General features: G+C 74.2%; 13 protein-coding genes. 7 read left to right on the top strand and 6 right to left on the bottom strand.

Annotated features, from left to right (window positions below; genetic code table 11):
* Positions 1 to 250: 250 nt before the first annotated feature.
* Together IF30_RS0138265 and IF30_RS0138260 are read left to right on the top strand one after the other, a co-directional pair.
* Positions 251 to 658 carry a YciI family protein gene (locus IF30_RS0138265; RefSeq protein ID WP_030247337.1) on the top strand — a complete coding sequence of 136 codons (408 nt, stop codon included), beginning with the start codon at positions 251 to 253 and terminating at the stop codon, positions 656 to 658.
* Between the two features lie 8 nt (positions 659 to 666).
* A complete protein-coding gene (locus IF30_RS0138260; RefSeq protein WP_030247334.1) occupies positions 667 to 1,824 on the top strand; it encodes an RNA polymerase sigma factor in 1,158 nt (385 codons plus the stop codon).
* 59 nt (positions 1,825 to 1,883) lie between these two features.
* Here IF30_RS0138260 and IF30_RS0138255 read toward each other — a convergent pair whose 3' ends face one another.
* The 5 genes from IF30_RS0138255 to IF30_RS0138235 all read right to left on the bottom strand — a co-directional run bounded on the left by IF30_RS0138255 (position 1,884) and on the right by IF30_RS0138235 (position 7,448).
* Complete coding sequence (locus IF30_RS0138255) at positions 1,884 to 3,194, bottom strand: DUF58 domain-containing protein (RefSeq protein ID WP_030247331.1); 1,311 nt, start codon at positions 3,192 to 3,194, stop codon at positions 1,884 to 1,886.
* A 102-nt stretch (positions 3,195 to 3,296) separates the two neighbouring features.
* The gene (locus IF30_RS0138250) at positions 3,297 to 4,226 is read right to left on the bottom strand and encodes an AAA family ATPase (protein WP_234322996.1); all 930 of its coding nucleotides are present in this window, start codon (positions 4,224 to 4,226) and stop codon (positions 3,297 to 3,299) included.
* Between the two features lie 83 nt (positions 4,227 to 4,309).
* Complete coding sequence (locus tag IF30_RS0138245) at positions 4,310 to 5,530, bottom strand: DUF4350 domain-containing protein (protein ID WP_030247327.1); 1,221 nt, start codon at positions 5,528 to 5,530, stop codon at positions 4,310 to 4,312.
* Entirely contained in the window at positions 5,527 to 6,255 is a 729-nt protein-coding gene (locus IF30_RS0138240) for a DUF4129 domain-containing protein (protein WP_063752976.1), read from the bottom strand. Before IF30_RS0138240 ends, IF30_RS0138245 begins: the two co-directional genes overlap by 4 nt.
* A gap of 5 nt (positions 6,256 to 6,260) precedes the next feature.
* Positions 6,261 to 7,448: a hypothetical protein gene (locus IF30_RS0138235; protein ID WP_051712129.1), complete on the bottom strand. Its 1,188-nt coding sequence runs from the start codon at positions 7,446 to 7,448 to the stop codon at positions 6,261 to 6,263.
* A gap of 320 nt (positions 7,449 to 7,768) precedes the next feature.
* Between IF30_RS0138235 and mtrA the strand changes: the two genes are divergently transcribed.
* From mtrA to IF30_RS0138220, 3 genes are read left to right on the top strand one after another with little or no spacing between them, the layout of a single operon-like run.
* Entirely contained in the window at positions 7,769 to 8,446 is a 678-nt protein-coding gene (gene mtrA / locus IF30_RS0138230) for an MtrAB system response regulator MtrA (protein WP_030247322.1), read from the top strand.
* Between the two features lies 1 nt (position 8,447).
* The gene (gene mtrB, locus IF30_RS0138225; RefSeq protein WP_030247320.1) at positions 8,448 to 10,553 is read left to right on the top strand and encodes an MtrAB system histidine kinase MtrB; all 2,106 of its coding nucleotides are present in this window, start codon (positions 8,448 to 8,450) and stop codon (positions 10,551 to 10,553) included.
* On the top strand, positions 10,528 to 12,423 hold the full coding sequence (locus tag IF30_RS0138220) for an LpqB family beta-propeller domain-containing protein (RefSeq protein ID WP_158835866.1): 1,896 nt from the start codon (positions 10,528 to 10,530) through the stop codon (positions 12,421 to 12,423). Before mtrB ends, IF30_RS0138220 begins: the two co-directional genes overlap by 26 nt.
* Positions 12,424 to 12,487: 64 nt before the next feature.
* On the opposite strand, the gene IF30_RS0138215 is transcribed toward IF30_RS0138220, so the two are convergent.
* Positions 12,488 to 13,219 carry a ComF family protein gene (locus IF30_RS0138215; RefSeq protein ID WP_107054630.1) on the bottom strand — a complete coding sequence of 244 codons (732 nt, stop codon included), beginning with the start codon at positions 13,217 to 13,219 and terminating at the stop codon, positions 12,488 to 12,490.
* Between the two features lie 367 nt (positions 13,220 to 13,586).
* On the opposite strand from IF30_RS0138215, the gene hpf reads away from it, so the two are divergent.
* Together hpf and IF30_RS0138205 are read left to right on the top strand one after the other, a co-directional pair.
* Complete coding sequence (hpf, locus tag IF30_RS0138210; protein ID WP_030247314.1) at positions 13,587 to 14,282, top strand: ribosome hibernation-promoting factor, HPF/YfiA family; 696 nt, start codon at positions 13,587 to 13,589, stop codon at positions 14,280 to 14,282.
* Between the two features lie 204 nt (positions 14,283 to 14,486).
* Complete coding sequence (locus tag IF30_RS0138205; protein WP_030247312.1) at positions 14,487 to 15,239, top strand: response regulator; 753 nt, start codon at positions 14,487 to 14,489, stop codon at positions 15,237 to 15,239.
* Positions 15,240 to 15,328: the final 89 nt, after the last annotated feature.

Below are 15,328 nucleotides of genomic sequence, written 5' to 3'. Positions count from 1 at the left end.
GCCGATGGTACTGCAGGGGGGACCCTGTGGGAGAGTAGGACGCCGCCGAACAATTCTTCAGAAGAACCCCCATCCGGGTCCCGGATGGGGGTTCTTCGCGTTTCCCGGCCAGGAGAGGCGGGCGGCCGCGGAGGGCCGACATCCGGGTCGAAAAAAGTTTGGCCGGTGATGTCGAGAACCCGTGGTCTGCTCCGTCCCTGGGGTGAACGCGGCCACAATGGGTCGCATCCAGGACCAAGGGAGAAGCACGATGGCCAAGTACCTGCTGCTCAAGCACTACCGAGGCGCCCCGAATGCGGTCAACTGCGTGCCGATGGACCAGTGGACGCAGGAGGAGATCTCCGCGCACATCCGGTACATGCAAGACTTCGCGGCGCGGCTGGAGAAGAGCGGCGAGTTCGTCGAGGGTCTGGCGCTCGCCCCCGAGGGGACGTGGGTGCGGTACGACGGCGAAGGCCGGCCGCCGGTGACCGACGGTCCGTTCGCCGAGACCAAGGACCTCATCGCCGGCTGGATGGTGATCGACGTCGACAGCTACGAGCGCGCTCTCGAGCTGGCCGGTGAGCTGTCGGCCGCTCCCGGGGCCGGTGGGGAGCCGATCCACGAATGGTTGGAGCTGCGTCCGCTCCTGGCCGAGCCGCCCACCATCACGGAGTGACCTCGCCGATGAACGAGGCCCTGCTCCGGAGCCTCACCCCGAGCGTGCTCGGAATCCTCGTCCGCCGCGGAGCAGACTTCGCGGCGGGCGAGGACGCCGTGCAGGAGGCCCTGGTCGAGGCGGTCCAGGTCTGGCCCACCGACCCGCCGCGGGACCCGAAGGGCTGGCTGGTCACCGTGGCCTGGCGCAAGTTCCTGGACGCCACCAGGTCCGACACCGCCCGCCGGCGGCGGGAGGACCTCGTCGACCAGGAGCCGGAGCCGGGGCCCGCAGCGGGGGCGGACGACACGCTCCAGCTCTACTTCCTGTGCGCGCACCCGTCGTTGACGCCGTCGTCGGCGGTCGCGCTCACGCTGCGGGCGGTCGGCGGCCTGACCACCCGGCAGATCGCCCAGGCATACCTGGTGCCGGAGGCGACGATGGCGCAGCGCATCAGCCGGGCCAAGCGGACCGTCTCCGGTGTGCGGTTCGACCAGCCGGGGGATGTCGCCACGGTGCTGCGCGTCCTCTACCTGGTCTTCAACGAGGGCTACTCCGGTGACGTCGACCTCGCCGCCGAGGCCATCCGGCTCACCCGGCAGCTCGCAGCCGTGATCGACCACCCCGAGGTGGCGGGGCTGCTGGCCCTCATGCTGCTGCACCACGCCCGCCGGGCCGGCCGGACGGCGGCCGACGGGAGCCTGGTGCCGCTGGCGGAGCAGGACCGCGGCAGCTGGGACACGGGCCTGATCGCCGAGGGCGTGGAGACCCTGCAGGCGGCCCTCGCCCGGGACAGGCTGGGAGAGTTCCAGGCCCAGGCGGCCATCGCGGCGCTGCACGCCGACGCGCTGACCGCGGAGGAGACGGACTGGGTGCAGATCGTCGAGTGGTACGACGAACTCGTGCGCCTGACCGACAGCCCGGTCGTCCGGCTCAACCGTGCGGTGGCGGTAGGAGAGGCGGACGGGCCGCGTGCCGGGTTGGCGGCGCTCGCCGAGTTGGACGACTCGCTGCCCCGTCGTGCGGCGGTGGCGGCGTACCTGCACGAGCGGGACGGCGATCCGCGGACGGCGGCTCGGCTGTACGCGGAGGCCGCGCACCGGGCGCCCAACCTCGCCGAGCGCGACTATCTGACGCGTCAGGCCGCCCGGCTCAACGCCGAGCTGAACACCCGTCGGCGGCAGTGACTGACCGAGCGGTGGCGAGCGGCGGCGAGCGGGGACCGGGGCCGATGAGCCGCCGCCCGTCAGAGGCGCCCGGCCGCCTTCAGGGCCAGGTAGGAGTCGGCCAGGGCCGGGGCGATCTGCGCGGGCGGGGCGTCGAGGACGGTGACGCCGTGGCGGGTGAGGCGGTCGGCGGTGGCGCGGCGGTCGGCGCGGGTCTGCTCGGCGGCTGCGGCGCCGTACACGGCCTCCAGGGTGCCGCGGCCGGCGGCGAGGACGTCCAGCCGGGGGTCGGCGACGGAGGCCAGGATGACCTCGTGGCGCTTGGTGAGCAGGGGCAGCAGCGGGCGCAGGCCGTCCTCGACCGGGGCCGCGTCGAGGCCGGTGAGCAGGACGACGAGTGAGCGGTGCGGCGCCATCCTGAGGGCGGTGGAGACCAGGGAGCGCATGTCGGTCTCGTGCAGCGCGGGTTCGAGGCCGGCCATCGCGTTGGTGAAGGCGGGCAGGACCTCGTGGGCCGAGCAGCCGGCGACGGCGACGCGCTTGCGGGCGTCGTGGGCGAGCAGGTCGACGCGGTCGCCGGCCCGGGTGGCGAGGGCGGTCAGGAGCAGGGCCGCGTCGAGTGCGGCGTCCAGGCGGGGGGCGTCGCCGACGCGGCCGGCGGAGGTGCGGCCGGTGTCGAGGACGACGAGGATGTGTCGGTCGCGTTCCGGGCGCCAGGTGCGGACGGCGACGGCGTTGCGGCGGGCGCTGGCACGCCAGTCGATGGAGCGGACGTCGTCGCCGGGCAGGTACTCGCGCAGGGAGTCGAACTCGGTGCCCTGGCCGCGGGTCAACACCGAGGTGCGGCCGTCGAGTTCGCGCAGTCGGGCGAGCCGGGAGGGCAGGTGCTTGCGGCTGGCGAACGGCGGGAGCGCGCGGACCGTCCAGGGCACCAGGTGTGAGCCCTGGCGGGCGGCCAGGCCGAGGGGGCCGAACGAGCGGACCGTCACCCGGTGGGCGTGGTGGTCGCCGCGACGGGTCGGGGTGAGCACGGTGACGGCGCGGCGCCGTTCGCCGCCGGGGACGGTCAGGAGGTGCCGGGAGGCGGCCTCGGCGGTGCCGGGGCGCCAGGCGGACGGGGCCCAGGCGTCGCGGACCAGGGCCCGGAGGAGGCGGTCGGAGGGATTGGTGACGGTCAGTTCGACCGTGGCGGCCTCGCCGAGCCGGACGGTGGTGGCGCCGCCCCGGCCGAACCGGAGGCTGCGGACGGGCGCGGCGAGCACCAGGTCGACCACGACGGCGACCAGCACGGCGCCGGTGACCACGCCGATCCCGGCCAAGGACGGCAGCAGCGGGCCCACGACGAGCGCGCCGAGCGCGGCGAGCAGGGCGGTTCGCCCGGTGAGGGCCATGCGGGTGCGCTCCTTCGGGGGCCCGCCGGCCGGAAGCCGGCACGCCGACGGGCGGTGGATCAGCGGGCGGTGGTCAGCGGCGGTGGGCCTGGGGGTGGTGGATCAGCGGGGTGCGGGCGTCTGCGCGAGGACGGCCTGGATGACGGAGTCGGCGGTGACGCCCTCCATCTCGGCCTCGGCGCGCAGCGCGACCCGGTGCCGCAGGGTGGGCAGGGCGAGAGCCTTGACGTCGTCCGGGGTGACGTAGTCGCGGCCGGCCAGCCAGGCCCAGGCGCGGGAGGCGGCGAGCAGGGCGGTGGCGCCGCGCGGGGAGACACCGATGGACAGCGACGGGGACTGCCGGGTGGCCCGGCAGAGGTCGACGATGTAGGCGAGGACCTCGGGCGAGACGGTCAGCTCGGCGATCTGGGCGCGGGCGGCGGCGAGGTGCTCGGGCCCGGCGACGGGCCGGACGCCGGCCGCGGCGAGGTCGCGGGGGTCGAAGCCTGCGGCGTGCCGGGAGAGGACCTGGAACTCCTGGTCGCGGTCGGGCAGCGGCAGGACCAGCTTCAGCAGGAAGCGGTCCAGCTGGGCCTCGGGCAGCGGGTAGGTCCCCTCGTACTCGACCGGGTTCTGGGTCGCGGCGACCAGGAACGGCACGGGCAGCGCGCGCGGCTCGCCGTCCACCGTGACCTGGCGCTCCTCCATGGCCTCCAGCAGGGCGGCCTGGGTCTTCGGCGGAGTGCGGTTGATCTCGTCGGCGAGCAGCAGGTTGGTGAAGACCGGGCCGGGCTGGAAGGAGAACTCGGCGGTGCGGGCGTCGTAGACGAGCGAGCCGGTGACGTCGCCGGGCATCAGGTCGGGGGTGAACTGGATGCGCTTGGTCTCCAGGCTGAGCGCGGTCGACAGGGTGCGGACCAGCAGGGTCTTGGCGACGCCGGGGACGCCTTCCAGCAGCACGTGGCCGCCGCAGAGCAGTGCGACCACCAGCCCGGTGACGGCGGCGTCCTGGCCCACCACGGCCTTGCCGATCTCGGCGCGCAGGGCGGTCAGGGCCGCCCTCGGGTCGACGGCGGTGCCGGGCGCGGCGGGTGCCGTGCCGGGGACGGAGCGGAGCTGGGCGGTTGCCTGGTCGGTCACGGGTTCCGTACCTGCCTTTCGAGGGCGTCGAGGTCGTCGGCGAGCCGCAGCAGCGCGGTGTCGTCGGTCGGGGGCGGCCCGTACAGCAGGGCCCGGACGCCCCCGGCGGGCTGTTCGCGGAGACGGCCGGCCGCGGCGGTGCAGAGGGCGTCGGGGTCGGGCGCGCCGGCGTGGAGCGGGACGCCGAGGGCCGGGGCGAGCCGGTGGGCGGCTGCCCGGCGCAGGGCCTCGGCGGCGCGGCCGCGGGCCTTGGCGCGCCGGTAGAGCCGGGCGCGGCCCTCGGTGGTCTCGGAGGCCCGCACCACCACGGGCAGGTCCTCGCTGACCACCGGGCCGAGCCGGCGGCCGCGCCAGAGCGCGGCGAGCACGGCGGCGACGACGAGTTGGTAGTAGGCCCAGTGCCAGCCGTTCGGGATGTAGTCGTCGAAGGTCTTGCGGGGGGTGTCCTCGGCGAGCGGGGCGGCGTAGTCCGGCAGGTGCCAGGTGAGGCGGGGCTGTGAGCCGAGGAGGCCGAGCGCGAGGGCGGCGTCGCCGTCCTTGGCGAGCTGGTCGTTCTGGAGGAACGCCCCGCTGCCGAGCACGATGACGTCGCCGCCGCCGACCCGGGTGCTGACCAGCGGGTAGCCGTGGCCGCGCGGGTAGCAGCCCTCGCCGCGGCTGCCGCTGGTGTAGAGCATGCCGCCGAGGTGGGCGCTGCCGGCCCGGGTGGCCTCGGCGAGGGAGCAGTCCGCGTCGGTGCTGCGGACGGCGGCGTACGGGAGGCTGCCTTCCCCCTCGGACATCCGGATGCCGGGTGCGAGCGCGGTGAGGGCGGTCGGGCCCGGGGCGATCAGGATCAGGCGCCGGTGCCGGGCGGCCGCGACGGCGCGCAGCTGGGCCGGGTCGAGCAGGTCGGGCTCGGGCAGGACGAGGGTGTCGGGGCCGCTCGGGCCGGCGGCCGGGTCGGTGGTGGCTTCGGTCTTGAGTCCCTGCTGTTCGAGCAGGGCGACGACGGCGTGCGTGCCGTCGCTGTCGTACGAGCGGGGGTCGAGCGGCGGGTAGCGGCGGTCCTGGCCGAGGCCGGCCACGGCGGTGGCGCCGATCAGTAGGGCGGCGAGGAAGGCCAGGTACCAGCGGGCCCGGCGCCACAGGCGGCGGGCGGTGGGGGCGAGGCTGGTCGGGGCGGCGACGGGGGGCGCGTCGGCCGCCGTCGGCGGGGCGGGGACGGTGCTGGTCATGCCGCTCCTCCCGAAGACGGAGCCGATGCCGATGCGGGAGCCGGAGCCGGAGCCGGAGCCGAGCCCGCGACCGGTGCGAGGACCGGGCGGGCCCGTTCCAGCGCCCGGTCGAGTTCGTGCAGCAGCAGGTAGGCGCCCTGGTCGGCGGTGCGCTCGCCGAACGCGATGTCGTCGAAGGTCCGGGCGGCCGCGGCCAGTGCGGCGGCGTGCTCGGGCAGCGCCCGGCCGGCCTCGGCGGCGGCCTCGTCGGCGGTGCGGCCGGGCCGGGAGTCGAGCAGGGTGCGCTCCTCCAGGCCGCGGACCAGGGCACGCATCTGCTCGCGGACGGCCTCGGCCCAGCGCCCGGCGGCGGCGTGCCCGGCGGCGTCCGCCCGGTACTGCGCGGCGCTGCGCGCCCCGTCGGCCCCGTACACGCCGCCCAGGGCGGTGCGGGCCGCGCGCCGGGGTGCGCCGAGGCGCCACCAGAGCGCGACGCCGATCAGTACCGCGACGACCAGGAAGAGCACGAGGCCGGTGGTGCCGTCGGCGCCCTGGCCGGAGATGCTGTCGAGGGCGCTGGAGATGCGGTCGTAGAACCAGTCCGTGATCCGCTGCACGAGCGACGGGTCGTGCTTGTGGTACTCGGCGTTGAGCAGCTCCTCGCGGGCGGCGTCACGCGCCGGATCGCGCGGGACGGTGACCGGGGCGCCGCCCGCGGCGAGGAGCCCTTCCCCCCAGGTAGGCATCCGGTTCAGCGCCTCGCCGGGGCCGGGCCGGCCTGCTCGCCCCAGCCGGCGTCGCCGTACTCGGACAGGCCGGCGGCGCGGGCGAGCTCGATGTCCAGGGCCTCGCGGCGGATCCGCTGGTCGACGTAGACGAGCACGCCGACGGCGGCCATGAAGGGGGTGGTCAGGGTGCCGGCGATGATTCCGGCGATCGCCATCACGATCACCATCGCGGCGGCCTGCCGGCCGGAGTCGGTCAGACCCTGGCGGTCGAGGCTGTCGAAGCCCAGCAGCAGGCCGATGAAGCGGAACGGGACCGCGATGACCACCGCGACGACCAGCGACAGCAGCTTGCTCAGCAGGGTGATGCCGAAGACCCGCCACCAGGAGCCGCGGACCAGGCGCCGCGAGCGCGACAGCGCCGTCATCACGCCCTGCTTCTCCAGCATCAGGGCGGGGGCTGCGAGGCTGTAGCGGATCCACAGCCAGGCGGCGACCGGCAGGGCCAGCAGGCCGACGAGGAACAGCAGCGCCGCGGTCGCGGGCTCGTTGGCGCCGCCGGCGCTGTAGCCGATGAGCGGCGCGAAGCCGAGGAGCGCGACGCCGGGGCCCATCAGGACGGTGAGCAGGGTGAGCCCGAGGAGCTGCAGGAGCCGCGGCCGGGCGTCGCGCCAGGCGTCGCCGGCGCTCGCGGAGCGGCCGAGGACGGCGCGGCTGACGACGATGGTGAGCAGCGCGGCGGCGAGGACGTCGAGCAGCAGCTGCAGTGGCAGGGTGGCCACCAGTCGCAGGGTCTGGGTGGCGGCGCCGGTCTTGCCCTTGATCAGCAGGTCCACCAGGACGGCCCCGGCCTGGGCGACCACGGCGATGCCGAGGGAGAGGGCGAGCACCGTCCGCCAGTGCCGGCGGACGGTGGTGACGGCGCCGTCGAGCAGTTCGCCGACGCCGAGCGGGCGCAGCGGGATGACCCCGGGCTTGGGGATCTTGGGCGCGCCCCAGCCGTACGGGTGGCCGCCGGGCTGCTGCCCCCACCGGGGCTGACCGGATGGCTGCTGCCCCCACTGGGGTTGAGCGGACGGGCCGCTCCAGCCGGGGGTGGCCTGCGGTGGTGCCGACGGCCCGGGCACGGCGGCGGGCGTGTCGGCCGGGGGCCGTACGCCGTCGCGGGGCGGCTCGGACGAGCCGGGCGAGGCCCAGCCCGGAGTGTCGGTCATCACTGCTCCTCGGAGGGGCGTCATGGGCGCGGCTCCGGGCGGATCTTCCGCCCGCGCGCAGCGCCCATCGTGCCATGGGGCAGAAGGCGGCCTCATGGCGATCCGGTTGCTGATCGGCAACGGGGGGCCGCGGTGGCTCGGGCGGCGGGCGGGGTGGGGGTTCGTGGAGGGTTCGGTGGGGCTCCGGTGGGGCTCGGGCCGGTCTCCGGAGAGGGTATTCGCCCGGTATGGCCGGAATTCGGCGGCCCGGTAGTTGGCCGTTCTGGAGCATTGGCACTGCTGTGCGGCAGGTCACAATCCGGTAATGAGAAGATGGACCCATGAAGGGACGCGTCCTCGTCGTTGATGACGACTCCGCACTGGCCGAGATGCTCGGCATCGTGCTGCGGGGTGAGGGTTTTGAGCCGTTTTTCGTCGCGGATGGGGACAGGGCACTAGCCGCCTTCCGGGAGACCAAGCCGGACCTTGTCCTGCTCGACCTGATGCTGCCCGGCCGGGACGGCATCGACGTGTGCCGGCAGATCCGGGCGGAGTCCGGGATCCCGATCGTCATGCTGACCGCGAAGACCGACACGGTCGACGTCGTGGTGGGCCTGGAGTCGGGTGCCGACGACTACGTCACCAAGCCGTTCAAGCCCAAGGAGCTGGTGGCCCGGGTCCGTGCCCGGCTGCGCCGTGCCGAGGAGCCGACGCCCGAGCAGCTGACCATCGGCGACCTGGTGATCGACGTGGCCGGCCACTCGGTGAAGCGGGACGGCCGGGGCATCCCGCTGACCCCGCTGGAGTTCGACCTGCTGGTCGCGCTGGCCCGCAAGCCCTGGCAGGTGTTCACCCGCGAGGTGCTGCTGGAGCAGGTCTGGGGCTACCGCCACGCGGCGGACACCCGCCTGGTCAACGTCCATGTGCAGCGCCTCCGCTCCAAGATCGAGAAGGACCCGGAGCGCCCCGAGATCGTGGTGACCGTCCGCGGCGTCGGCTACAAGGCCGGACCCAGCTGACGTGACGGAGCGGGCTGACGACACCCCGTCGGGTTCCTCGACCGGCGGGGCCGGGGCCGTGCTCGGGGACGTCCTGACGTCGACCACCCGCCGCCGGCGCGGCCGCTCCGGCCTGGTCGGGCTGGTCAAGCGCCAGCTGCGCCGCCCCACGCAGCGGGTGACCACGCTCTACCGCCGGTCGATCCAGCTGCGCGTGGTCGCGGTGTCGCTCCTGGCGTCCGTCGCGGTGGTCCTGGTGCTGGGCGTGGTCGTGGTGGCACAGGTGCGCACCGGCCTGCTCGACACCAAGATGGACGCCGCCCGCGCGCAGGCCAGGATCGGCTTCCAGGTCGAGCAGAAGAAGATCGACGAGGCCAGGGACCAGAAGCTGCGGGGCACCGCCGACCCGACCGCCGACGAGACCGGCACCTGGCTGCTCCGGCAGGTCAACGACCTGGCCGGGAGCGGGCAGACCGTCTACTCGGTGATCGCGATGGCCCCCGGCACCGGCGCCGTCCTCCCGGACACCGCCGGCTTCGCGCCGCGCTACTCGGGCGACATCCAGCCCAGCAGCATCCCGGACACCCTGCGGGCCAAGCTCATCGCCGAACCGGGCCAGATGTTCGACCAGCCCACCCGGATCCACCGCTCGCCCGAGAGCGGAGGCAAGTCCGAGCCCGGGCTGGCCCTCGGCATGCAGTTCGCCGGCCCGGCCGGGAACAGCTACCAGATGTTCTACGTGTTCTCCTTCGGCCAGGAGACCGACACCCTCAACCTGGTCACCGGCACCCTGGCGACCGCCGGCGTCTTCGTGGTGATCCTCATGGGCGGCATCGCCTGGGTCGTGGTGCGCCAGGTCGTCACCCCGGTCCGGATGGCCGCCGGGATCTCCGAGCGGCTCGCCGGCGGCCACCTGGAAGAGCGGATGAAGGTGACCGGGACGGACGACATCGCCCGCCTCGGGGAGTCGTTCAACCGGATGGCCAACGCCCTGCAGGCACAGATCCGCCAGCTGGAGGAGCTGTCCCGGGTGCAGCGGCGCTTCGTCTCGGACGTCTCGCACGAGCTGCGCACCCCGCTGACCACGGTACGGATGGCCGCCGACCTCATCTACGACAGCCGCGAGGACCTGGACCCGATGGCGGCCCGCTCGGCGGAGCTGCTGCAGGGCCAGCTGGACCGCTTCGAGTCGCTGCTCGCCGACCTGCTGGAGATCAGCCGCTTCGACGCCGGCGCCGCGATCCTGGACGCCGAGCCGGTCGACCTTCGGGAGATCGTCGGCCGGGTGGTGGAGGCCGCCGAGCCGCTGGCCGAGGCCAAGGGCAGCGCGATCGTGATCCGCGGCGACGGGGAGCCGGTGCTGGCCGAGGTCGACTCCCGCCGGATCGAGCGCATCCTGCGCAACCTGGTGGTCAACGCGCTGGAGCACGGCGAGGGCCGCGACGTGGTGATCCGGCTGGGCTCGGCGGACGGCGCGGTCGCGGTCGGCGTGCGCGACTACGGCATCGGCCTCAAGCCCGGTGAGGCGTCCCGGGTGTTCCACCGCTTCTGGCGCGCCGACCCGTCCCGGGTGCGGACCACCGGCGGCACCGGTCTGGGCCTGTCCATCGCGGTCGAGGACGCCCACCTGCACGGCGGCTGGCTCCAGGCCTGGGGCGAGCCCGGCGGCGGCTCGCACTTCCGGCTGACCCTGCCGCGCACCCGCGGCGGCGAGATCTCCCGGGCGCCGTTCCGGCTGGAGCCGGAGGACTCCCGCAACAACCGGGGTCTGGGCGCGTACGGCACGCCGTACCGCCGGGCGATCACCCCGGTCGGCTCGACGGCGATGGCCGTCGCCGAGGACCAGGCCGAGACGCCGGAGGCGGCGGGCAGCAGCCTCGGCAGCGGGCTGGGCGGAGTGCTGAACATCGGCCCCGGCCTCGGCCGGAACCGACTGCCCGAGGGGCCGCGCGCCAACCCCTCGGACGTGCGGGCGGCGGGGGCCGGTTACGGCGCGACCGGCGCCCAGGTCATGGTGGACCCGACGCCCGGACGGCCGTCGGTGGCGCAGCGGACGGCGGAGCCGGACGTGACGGGCGGGACGGACCTGGAGGGGTCGCAGCGTGCGAAGGACGAGCAACAGGACTGAGCCGCGGCTGCTCGCGGTGGCGGGCACGCTGCTCGGCGCCCTGGTGGCGAGCGGCTGCGCGGCCATGCCGGAATCCGGCGGCATCACCAAGGTGGAGCTGTCCCAGGGCGCGGCGGACAAGAACCTGCAGGCCAGGGTCTATCCGGTGGCGCCCGGCAAGGGCGCCAAGCCGCGCGAGCTGCTGACCGGCTTCCTGGACGCGGTGACCGCCGACGAGGGGTACGAGACCGCGCGCAAGTACCTCACCGAGAGCGCCGCCGCGGGCTGGAAGCCGGAGGCCGGGATCCGGGTCCTCTCGTCCACGACGATCCCGGTCGGCCAGGACGTCACCGACACGGACACCGTGGTCTCGGCGACGGTGCGCGGGCAGCTGGTCGCCAGCGTCGACGAGAAGCACTCGTACCAGCTGGTGGCCGGGCAGGACAACAACGTCTCGTCCGACTTCACCTTCGTCCGCGAGAAGGACGGCGAGTGGCGGATCGACAAACTGCCGCCCGGCGTGATCATGAACGAGACCAACTTCCGGAACAGCTTCCGGCAGGTGGAACGGTTCTTCTACACCGCGCCCGACCCGTCCGCGGTGGCCTCCGGCAACGTCGGCCAGGAGGTGCTGGTCGCCGACCCGATCTACCTGCGGCGCCGGATAGACCCGCTGACCTCGGCCGCCCGCGCGCTGGTCGACGGGCCGTCGACCTGGCTCTCGCCGGTCGTCCGGACGGCCTTCCCCGACGGGGCGAAGGTCGACAAGGTGACCATCGACGACAGCCGGGTCGCCCACGTGCAGCTCGGCGCGGCCGACACCAGCGAGCCGATGGCCTGCCGCCGGATGGCGACCCAGCTCTTCTACACCCTCGCCGACCAGGGCAAGGGCCAGGTCGAACGGCTGGAGCTGAAGGGGCCGCACGGCTCCTGCACCGCCAGCCGCACCGACGTGCCGGCCACCGGCCCCGGCGCCCTGGCCGGGTCGACGCCCGCGACGCAGTACTACCAGCGCCCCGACGGCGCCCTGGTGGCGACCGACGAGGGGCGCCCCGGCGACCCGGTCCGGGGCATCCTCGGCAAGCCGCAGTCGAACACCAAGCCGCCGTTCGGCGCCGTCGCGGTCAGCCGGAGCGGCGCCCAGGCCGCCGCGATCAGCGAGGACGGCCACCAGGTCTACTCGGTGCCGCTGTCGGACAGCGCGGTGGCCCTGGGCGATCCGGTGCTCAGCTCGCCGGCGAAGGCCGGCGACAAGGAGGACGGCTTCGCCTCGCCCAGCTGGGACGGGCGCGGCGACCTCTGGGTGGTGGACCGCAACCAGCAGGGCCAGCGGGTGGTGATGGTGCGCGGCAACAAGCCGTACACCGTGCCGGTCGAGGGCCTCACCGGGCAGACCGTGCAGGCGCTGAAGATCTCCTCGGACGGCGCCCGGGTCGCCCTCGTGGTCAAGACCCCGGGCATGGCCATCCGGTCGCTGATGTTCGGCCTGGTGGTGCACGGCGGCACCCCGCAGGCACCGACGGTGAAGATCACCGGGCTGCGCCGGGCGGCCCCCACGCTCACCGACGTCGCCTCCGTCTCCTGGGCCGAGACCGACCAGCTGCTGGTGCTCGGCAAGGAGGCCGACCGGACCCAGCAGCTGTACTTCATCAGCACCGACGGCTCGCAGAGCACGGACACCCAGCTGCAGAGCGCCGAGAGCATGATGACCGTCGCCGCCTCGGAGTCCCGGGGGGACAGCCTGACCCAGGCGCCGCCGGTGCTCGCGACGGCGGAGGTCAAGCAGGCGGACGGCAAGCCGAGCGAGCTCAAGGCCTACCGCCTGGTCAACAACCAGTGGCGGGAGGTCCCGTTGATCGACAAGCCCCGCTCGTACTTCTACGCGGGCTGACGGCGCCCCAGGCCGTGGGCCGGCATGCGGGCTGACGCGCCGTTCGGATCCTTCGACGGGCCGGTCAGCCCGTCGGGTGCGCCCCGGTGGCCGCGACCGTGGCGGCGGCCCGGGCCGGCAGCCCGGCGGCGGCCAGTGCCCGGGCGGCCTCGGCGAGGCTGGCCCCGGTGGTCACCAGGTCGTCCACCAGGACGGGTTGACGGACCCCCAGGCCTGCCAGGCCCGTCCGGGCGCGCGGCAGCACGGTGAGCGCGCCGTGCAGGTTGCGGCGCCGCTCCGCCGCGTTCAGCCCCGTCTGGTCGGCGACCGGGCGGGCGTGCCGCAGCAGCGACGCCGCCCGGGCGTCCAGCCCGGACCGGCGCAGCGAGCGGGCGGCGGCCCCCGCCAGCCGCAGCGTCGGATCGTGCCCGCGGGCTCGGACGGCGGAGCGGGCCGAGGGCATCGGCACCAGCAGCAGCGGCGCGGCCGCGGCCCGCGACCCCAGGGCGGAGCGCACCGCCCGGCCCAGGGTCTCGCCGAGCGGGCCGGCCAGCCGCAGCGCGCCGCGCTCCTTGTGGGCGAGCAGCAACTGCCGTACCGGGTCGGTGTACGGGGCGGCGGCGTGCGCCCAGGGGAGCAGGGTGGGGCCGGGCCGGGCGGTTGCCAGGACGTGCCGGCAGGCCGGGCAGAGCTGGGTGCGCTCGGCGCCGCAGCCCGCGCAGTTCGCGGGGAGCAGGACGTCCAGCAGTCCGGCCAGTGCGTGGCCGAACGGCCCGTGGGCGGACGGCGGACGGGCGGTGGAGGGGCGCGGCGGCACGGCTTCTCCTGGCGGCGGCAGGCACGGGGAGTGAGCAAAGGATGCGCCGTATGGGGGTCGTTGTCCAGGTATTTACCCTTACTTCACTCGCAGGAGGGTAGACAGGGTGGACCAGCTTGACCGCCTGCCCGCAGTATCGGGTCCTGCCCGTCTTCCCGCCCGGGGAGGCGAAAAACCCGCGTGGGGTGTTCGATGAGGCTCCAGGGGGTTTCAACCGTCCCTGGTGGGGAGGAAGTGAGATGAGGGCCCAGTCGTTCCCCGCCGGCGGCGGGGACGGGGGTCGGCAGTGGGCGGGCTGGTCCAGCTGGGTCTCAGCCCGATCCGGTAGCACCCGGATCGGCGTCAGCACGAGGGATCGGAGTTCTGCGTGGACATCGTCGTCAAGGGCCGCAAGACCGAGGTGCCCAAGAGGTTCCGCGAGCACGTGGCCGAGAAGCTGGAGAAGGTCCAGAAGTTCGACGGCAAGGTGATCAGCCTCGACGTCGAGGTGTCCAAGGAGCACAACCCGCGGCAGGCCGACCGGTCCGAGCGGGTGGAGATCACTCTCCGTACCCGTGGGCCGGTGATCCGGGCCGAAGCCGCCGCCGGTGACCCGTACGCGGCGCTCGACCTGGCTTCGGCGAAGCTCGACGCGCAGTTGCGCAAGTCCGCGGACCGGCGCCGGGTGCACAAGGGCGGCGCGAACGGCCGTACCCCCATCAGCGTCGCCGAGGCGACCGCGGCGCTCGCCGCGCTGCCGGACACGACGGCGCAGGAGTCCGGCACGAACGGCGCCGTCCGCAAGACCATGATGGGATCCCTGGAAGTGGAGGGCGAAGGCCCGCTGGTGGTCCGGGAGAAGACGCACCCGGCCGCCCCCATGGCGCTGGACCAGGCGCTCTACGAGATGGAGCTGGTCGGCCACGACTTCTACCTCTTCGTGGAGAAGGACAGCGGCCTGCCCAGCGTCGTCTACCGCCGGCACGGCTACAACTACGGCGTCATCCACCTGCAGACCGACGCGTCGGCCGGGTCGGGCAGTGGTGCGGGCGGCGCGATCGGCGGGGCCGACGACGAGGACTGACCGTCCGAGCAGCGATGGAGTGGTGACCCCGGCGGCCGCGGCCGCCGGGGTCACCGGCGTTCGGGGGCACGGCGGTTGGCGCCGCGGCACGGTCCCGGCGGGAGGGGTCACCCGATGCGGGGGAATCGGCGCCGGAGGGTGACCGCGGCGGTTCCGGGGCGTGGAATGATTGGCGGACGACGACCGGCGAAGGGGGAGGAGCGGATGGGGGATCACTTCGGGCTGGGGCCCGCGGCTGGGCCCGGGCTGCCGTTGGGGCCGGAGGATGAGCCCGCGTACGCGCCGCACCGGGGTGAGCCGATCCGCGTGCTGGTGGTGGACGACCACGCGCTGTTCCGGCGGGGGCTGGAGATCGTCCTCGCGGAGGAGCCGGACATCAAGGTCGTCGGTGAGGCGGGGGACGGCGCGGAGGCCGTGCTGAAGGCCGCCGACCTGCTGCCCGACATCATCCTCATGGACGTCCGGATGCCGCGGCGCAGCGGGATCGAGGCCTGCACGGCGATCAAGGACGTGGCACCCAGCACCAAGATCATCATGCTGACGATAAGCGACGAGGAGGCCGACCTCTACGAGGCGATCAAGGCGGGGGCCACCGGCTACCTGCTCAAGGAGATCTCCACCGACGAGGTCGCCACCGCGATCCGCGCGGTCGCCGACGGGCAGTCGCAGATCAGCCCGTCGATGGCCTCGAAGCTGCTCACCGAGTTCAAGTCGATGATCCAGCGCCGCTCCGACGACCGGGACCTGGTGCCCGCGCCCCGGCTCACCGACCGGGAGTTGGAGGTGCTCAAGCTGGTGGCGACCGGCATGAACAACCGGGAGATCGCCAAGGAGCTGTTCATCAGCGAGAACACCGTGAAGAACCACGTGCGCAACATCCTGGAGAAGCTGCAACTGCACTCCAGGATGGAGGCGGTGGTGTACGCGATGCGGGAGAAGATCCTCGAGATAGGGTGAGCCGGGGGCGGGTCGGGGGCCGGGGCGGGGCCTGTCTCTTATACACATCTGACGCTGCCGACGAAGAGGATAGTGGAGATATCGGGGGG

The sequence above is a fragment of the Streptomyces sp. NRRL S-350 genome, assembly GCF_000719705.1.
Classification (GTDB): Bacteria; Actinomycetota; Actinomycetes; order Streptomycetales; family Streptomycetaceae; genus Kitasatospora.
The sequence above is the reverse complement of the archived record's forward strand: the minus strand, read 5'-3'. Positions and strand labels throughout refer to the sequence as shown.

Excerpts from the sequence above, each read along its gene's own strand:
- IF30_RS0138265 (WP_030247337.1), top strand. The coding sequence starts at position 251 with ATGGCCAAGTACCTGCTGCTCAAGCACTACCGAGGCGCCCCGAATGCG.
- IF30_RS0138260 (WP_030247334.1), top strand. The coding sequence starts at position 667 with ATGAACGAGGCCCTGCTCCGGAGCCTCACCCCGAGCGTGCTCGGAATC.
- IF30_RS0138255 (WP_030247331.1), bottom strand. The coding sequence starts at position 3,194 with ATGGCCCTCACCGGGCGAACCGCCCTGCTCGCCGCGCTCGGCGCGCTC.
- IF30_RS0138245 (WP_030247327.1), bottom strand. The coding sequence starts at position 5,530 with ATGACCAGCACCGTCCCCGCCCCGCCGACGGCGGCCGACGCGCCCCCC.
- IF30_RS0138240 (WP_063752976.1), bottom strand. The coding sequence starts at position 6,255 with ATGCCTACCTGGGGGGAAGGGCTCCTCGCCGCGGGCGGCGCCCCGGTC.
- IF30_RS0138235 (WP_051712129.1), bottom strand. The coding sequence starts at position 7,448 with ATGACCGACACTCCGGGCTGGGCCTCGCCCGGCTCGTCCGAGCCGCCC.
- mtrA (WP_030247322.1), top strand. The coding sequence starts at position 7,769 with ATGAAGGGACGCGTCCTCGTCGTTGATGACGACTCCGCACTGGCCGAG.
- IF30_RS0138205 (WP_030247312.1), top strand. The coding sequence starts at position 14,487 with ATGGGGGATCACTTCGGGCTGGGGCCCGCGGCTGGGCCCGGGCTGCCG.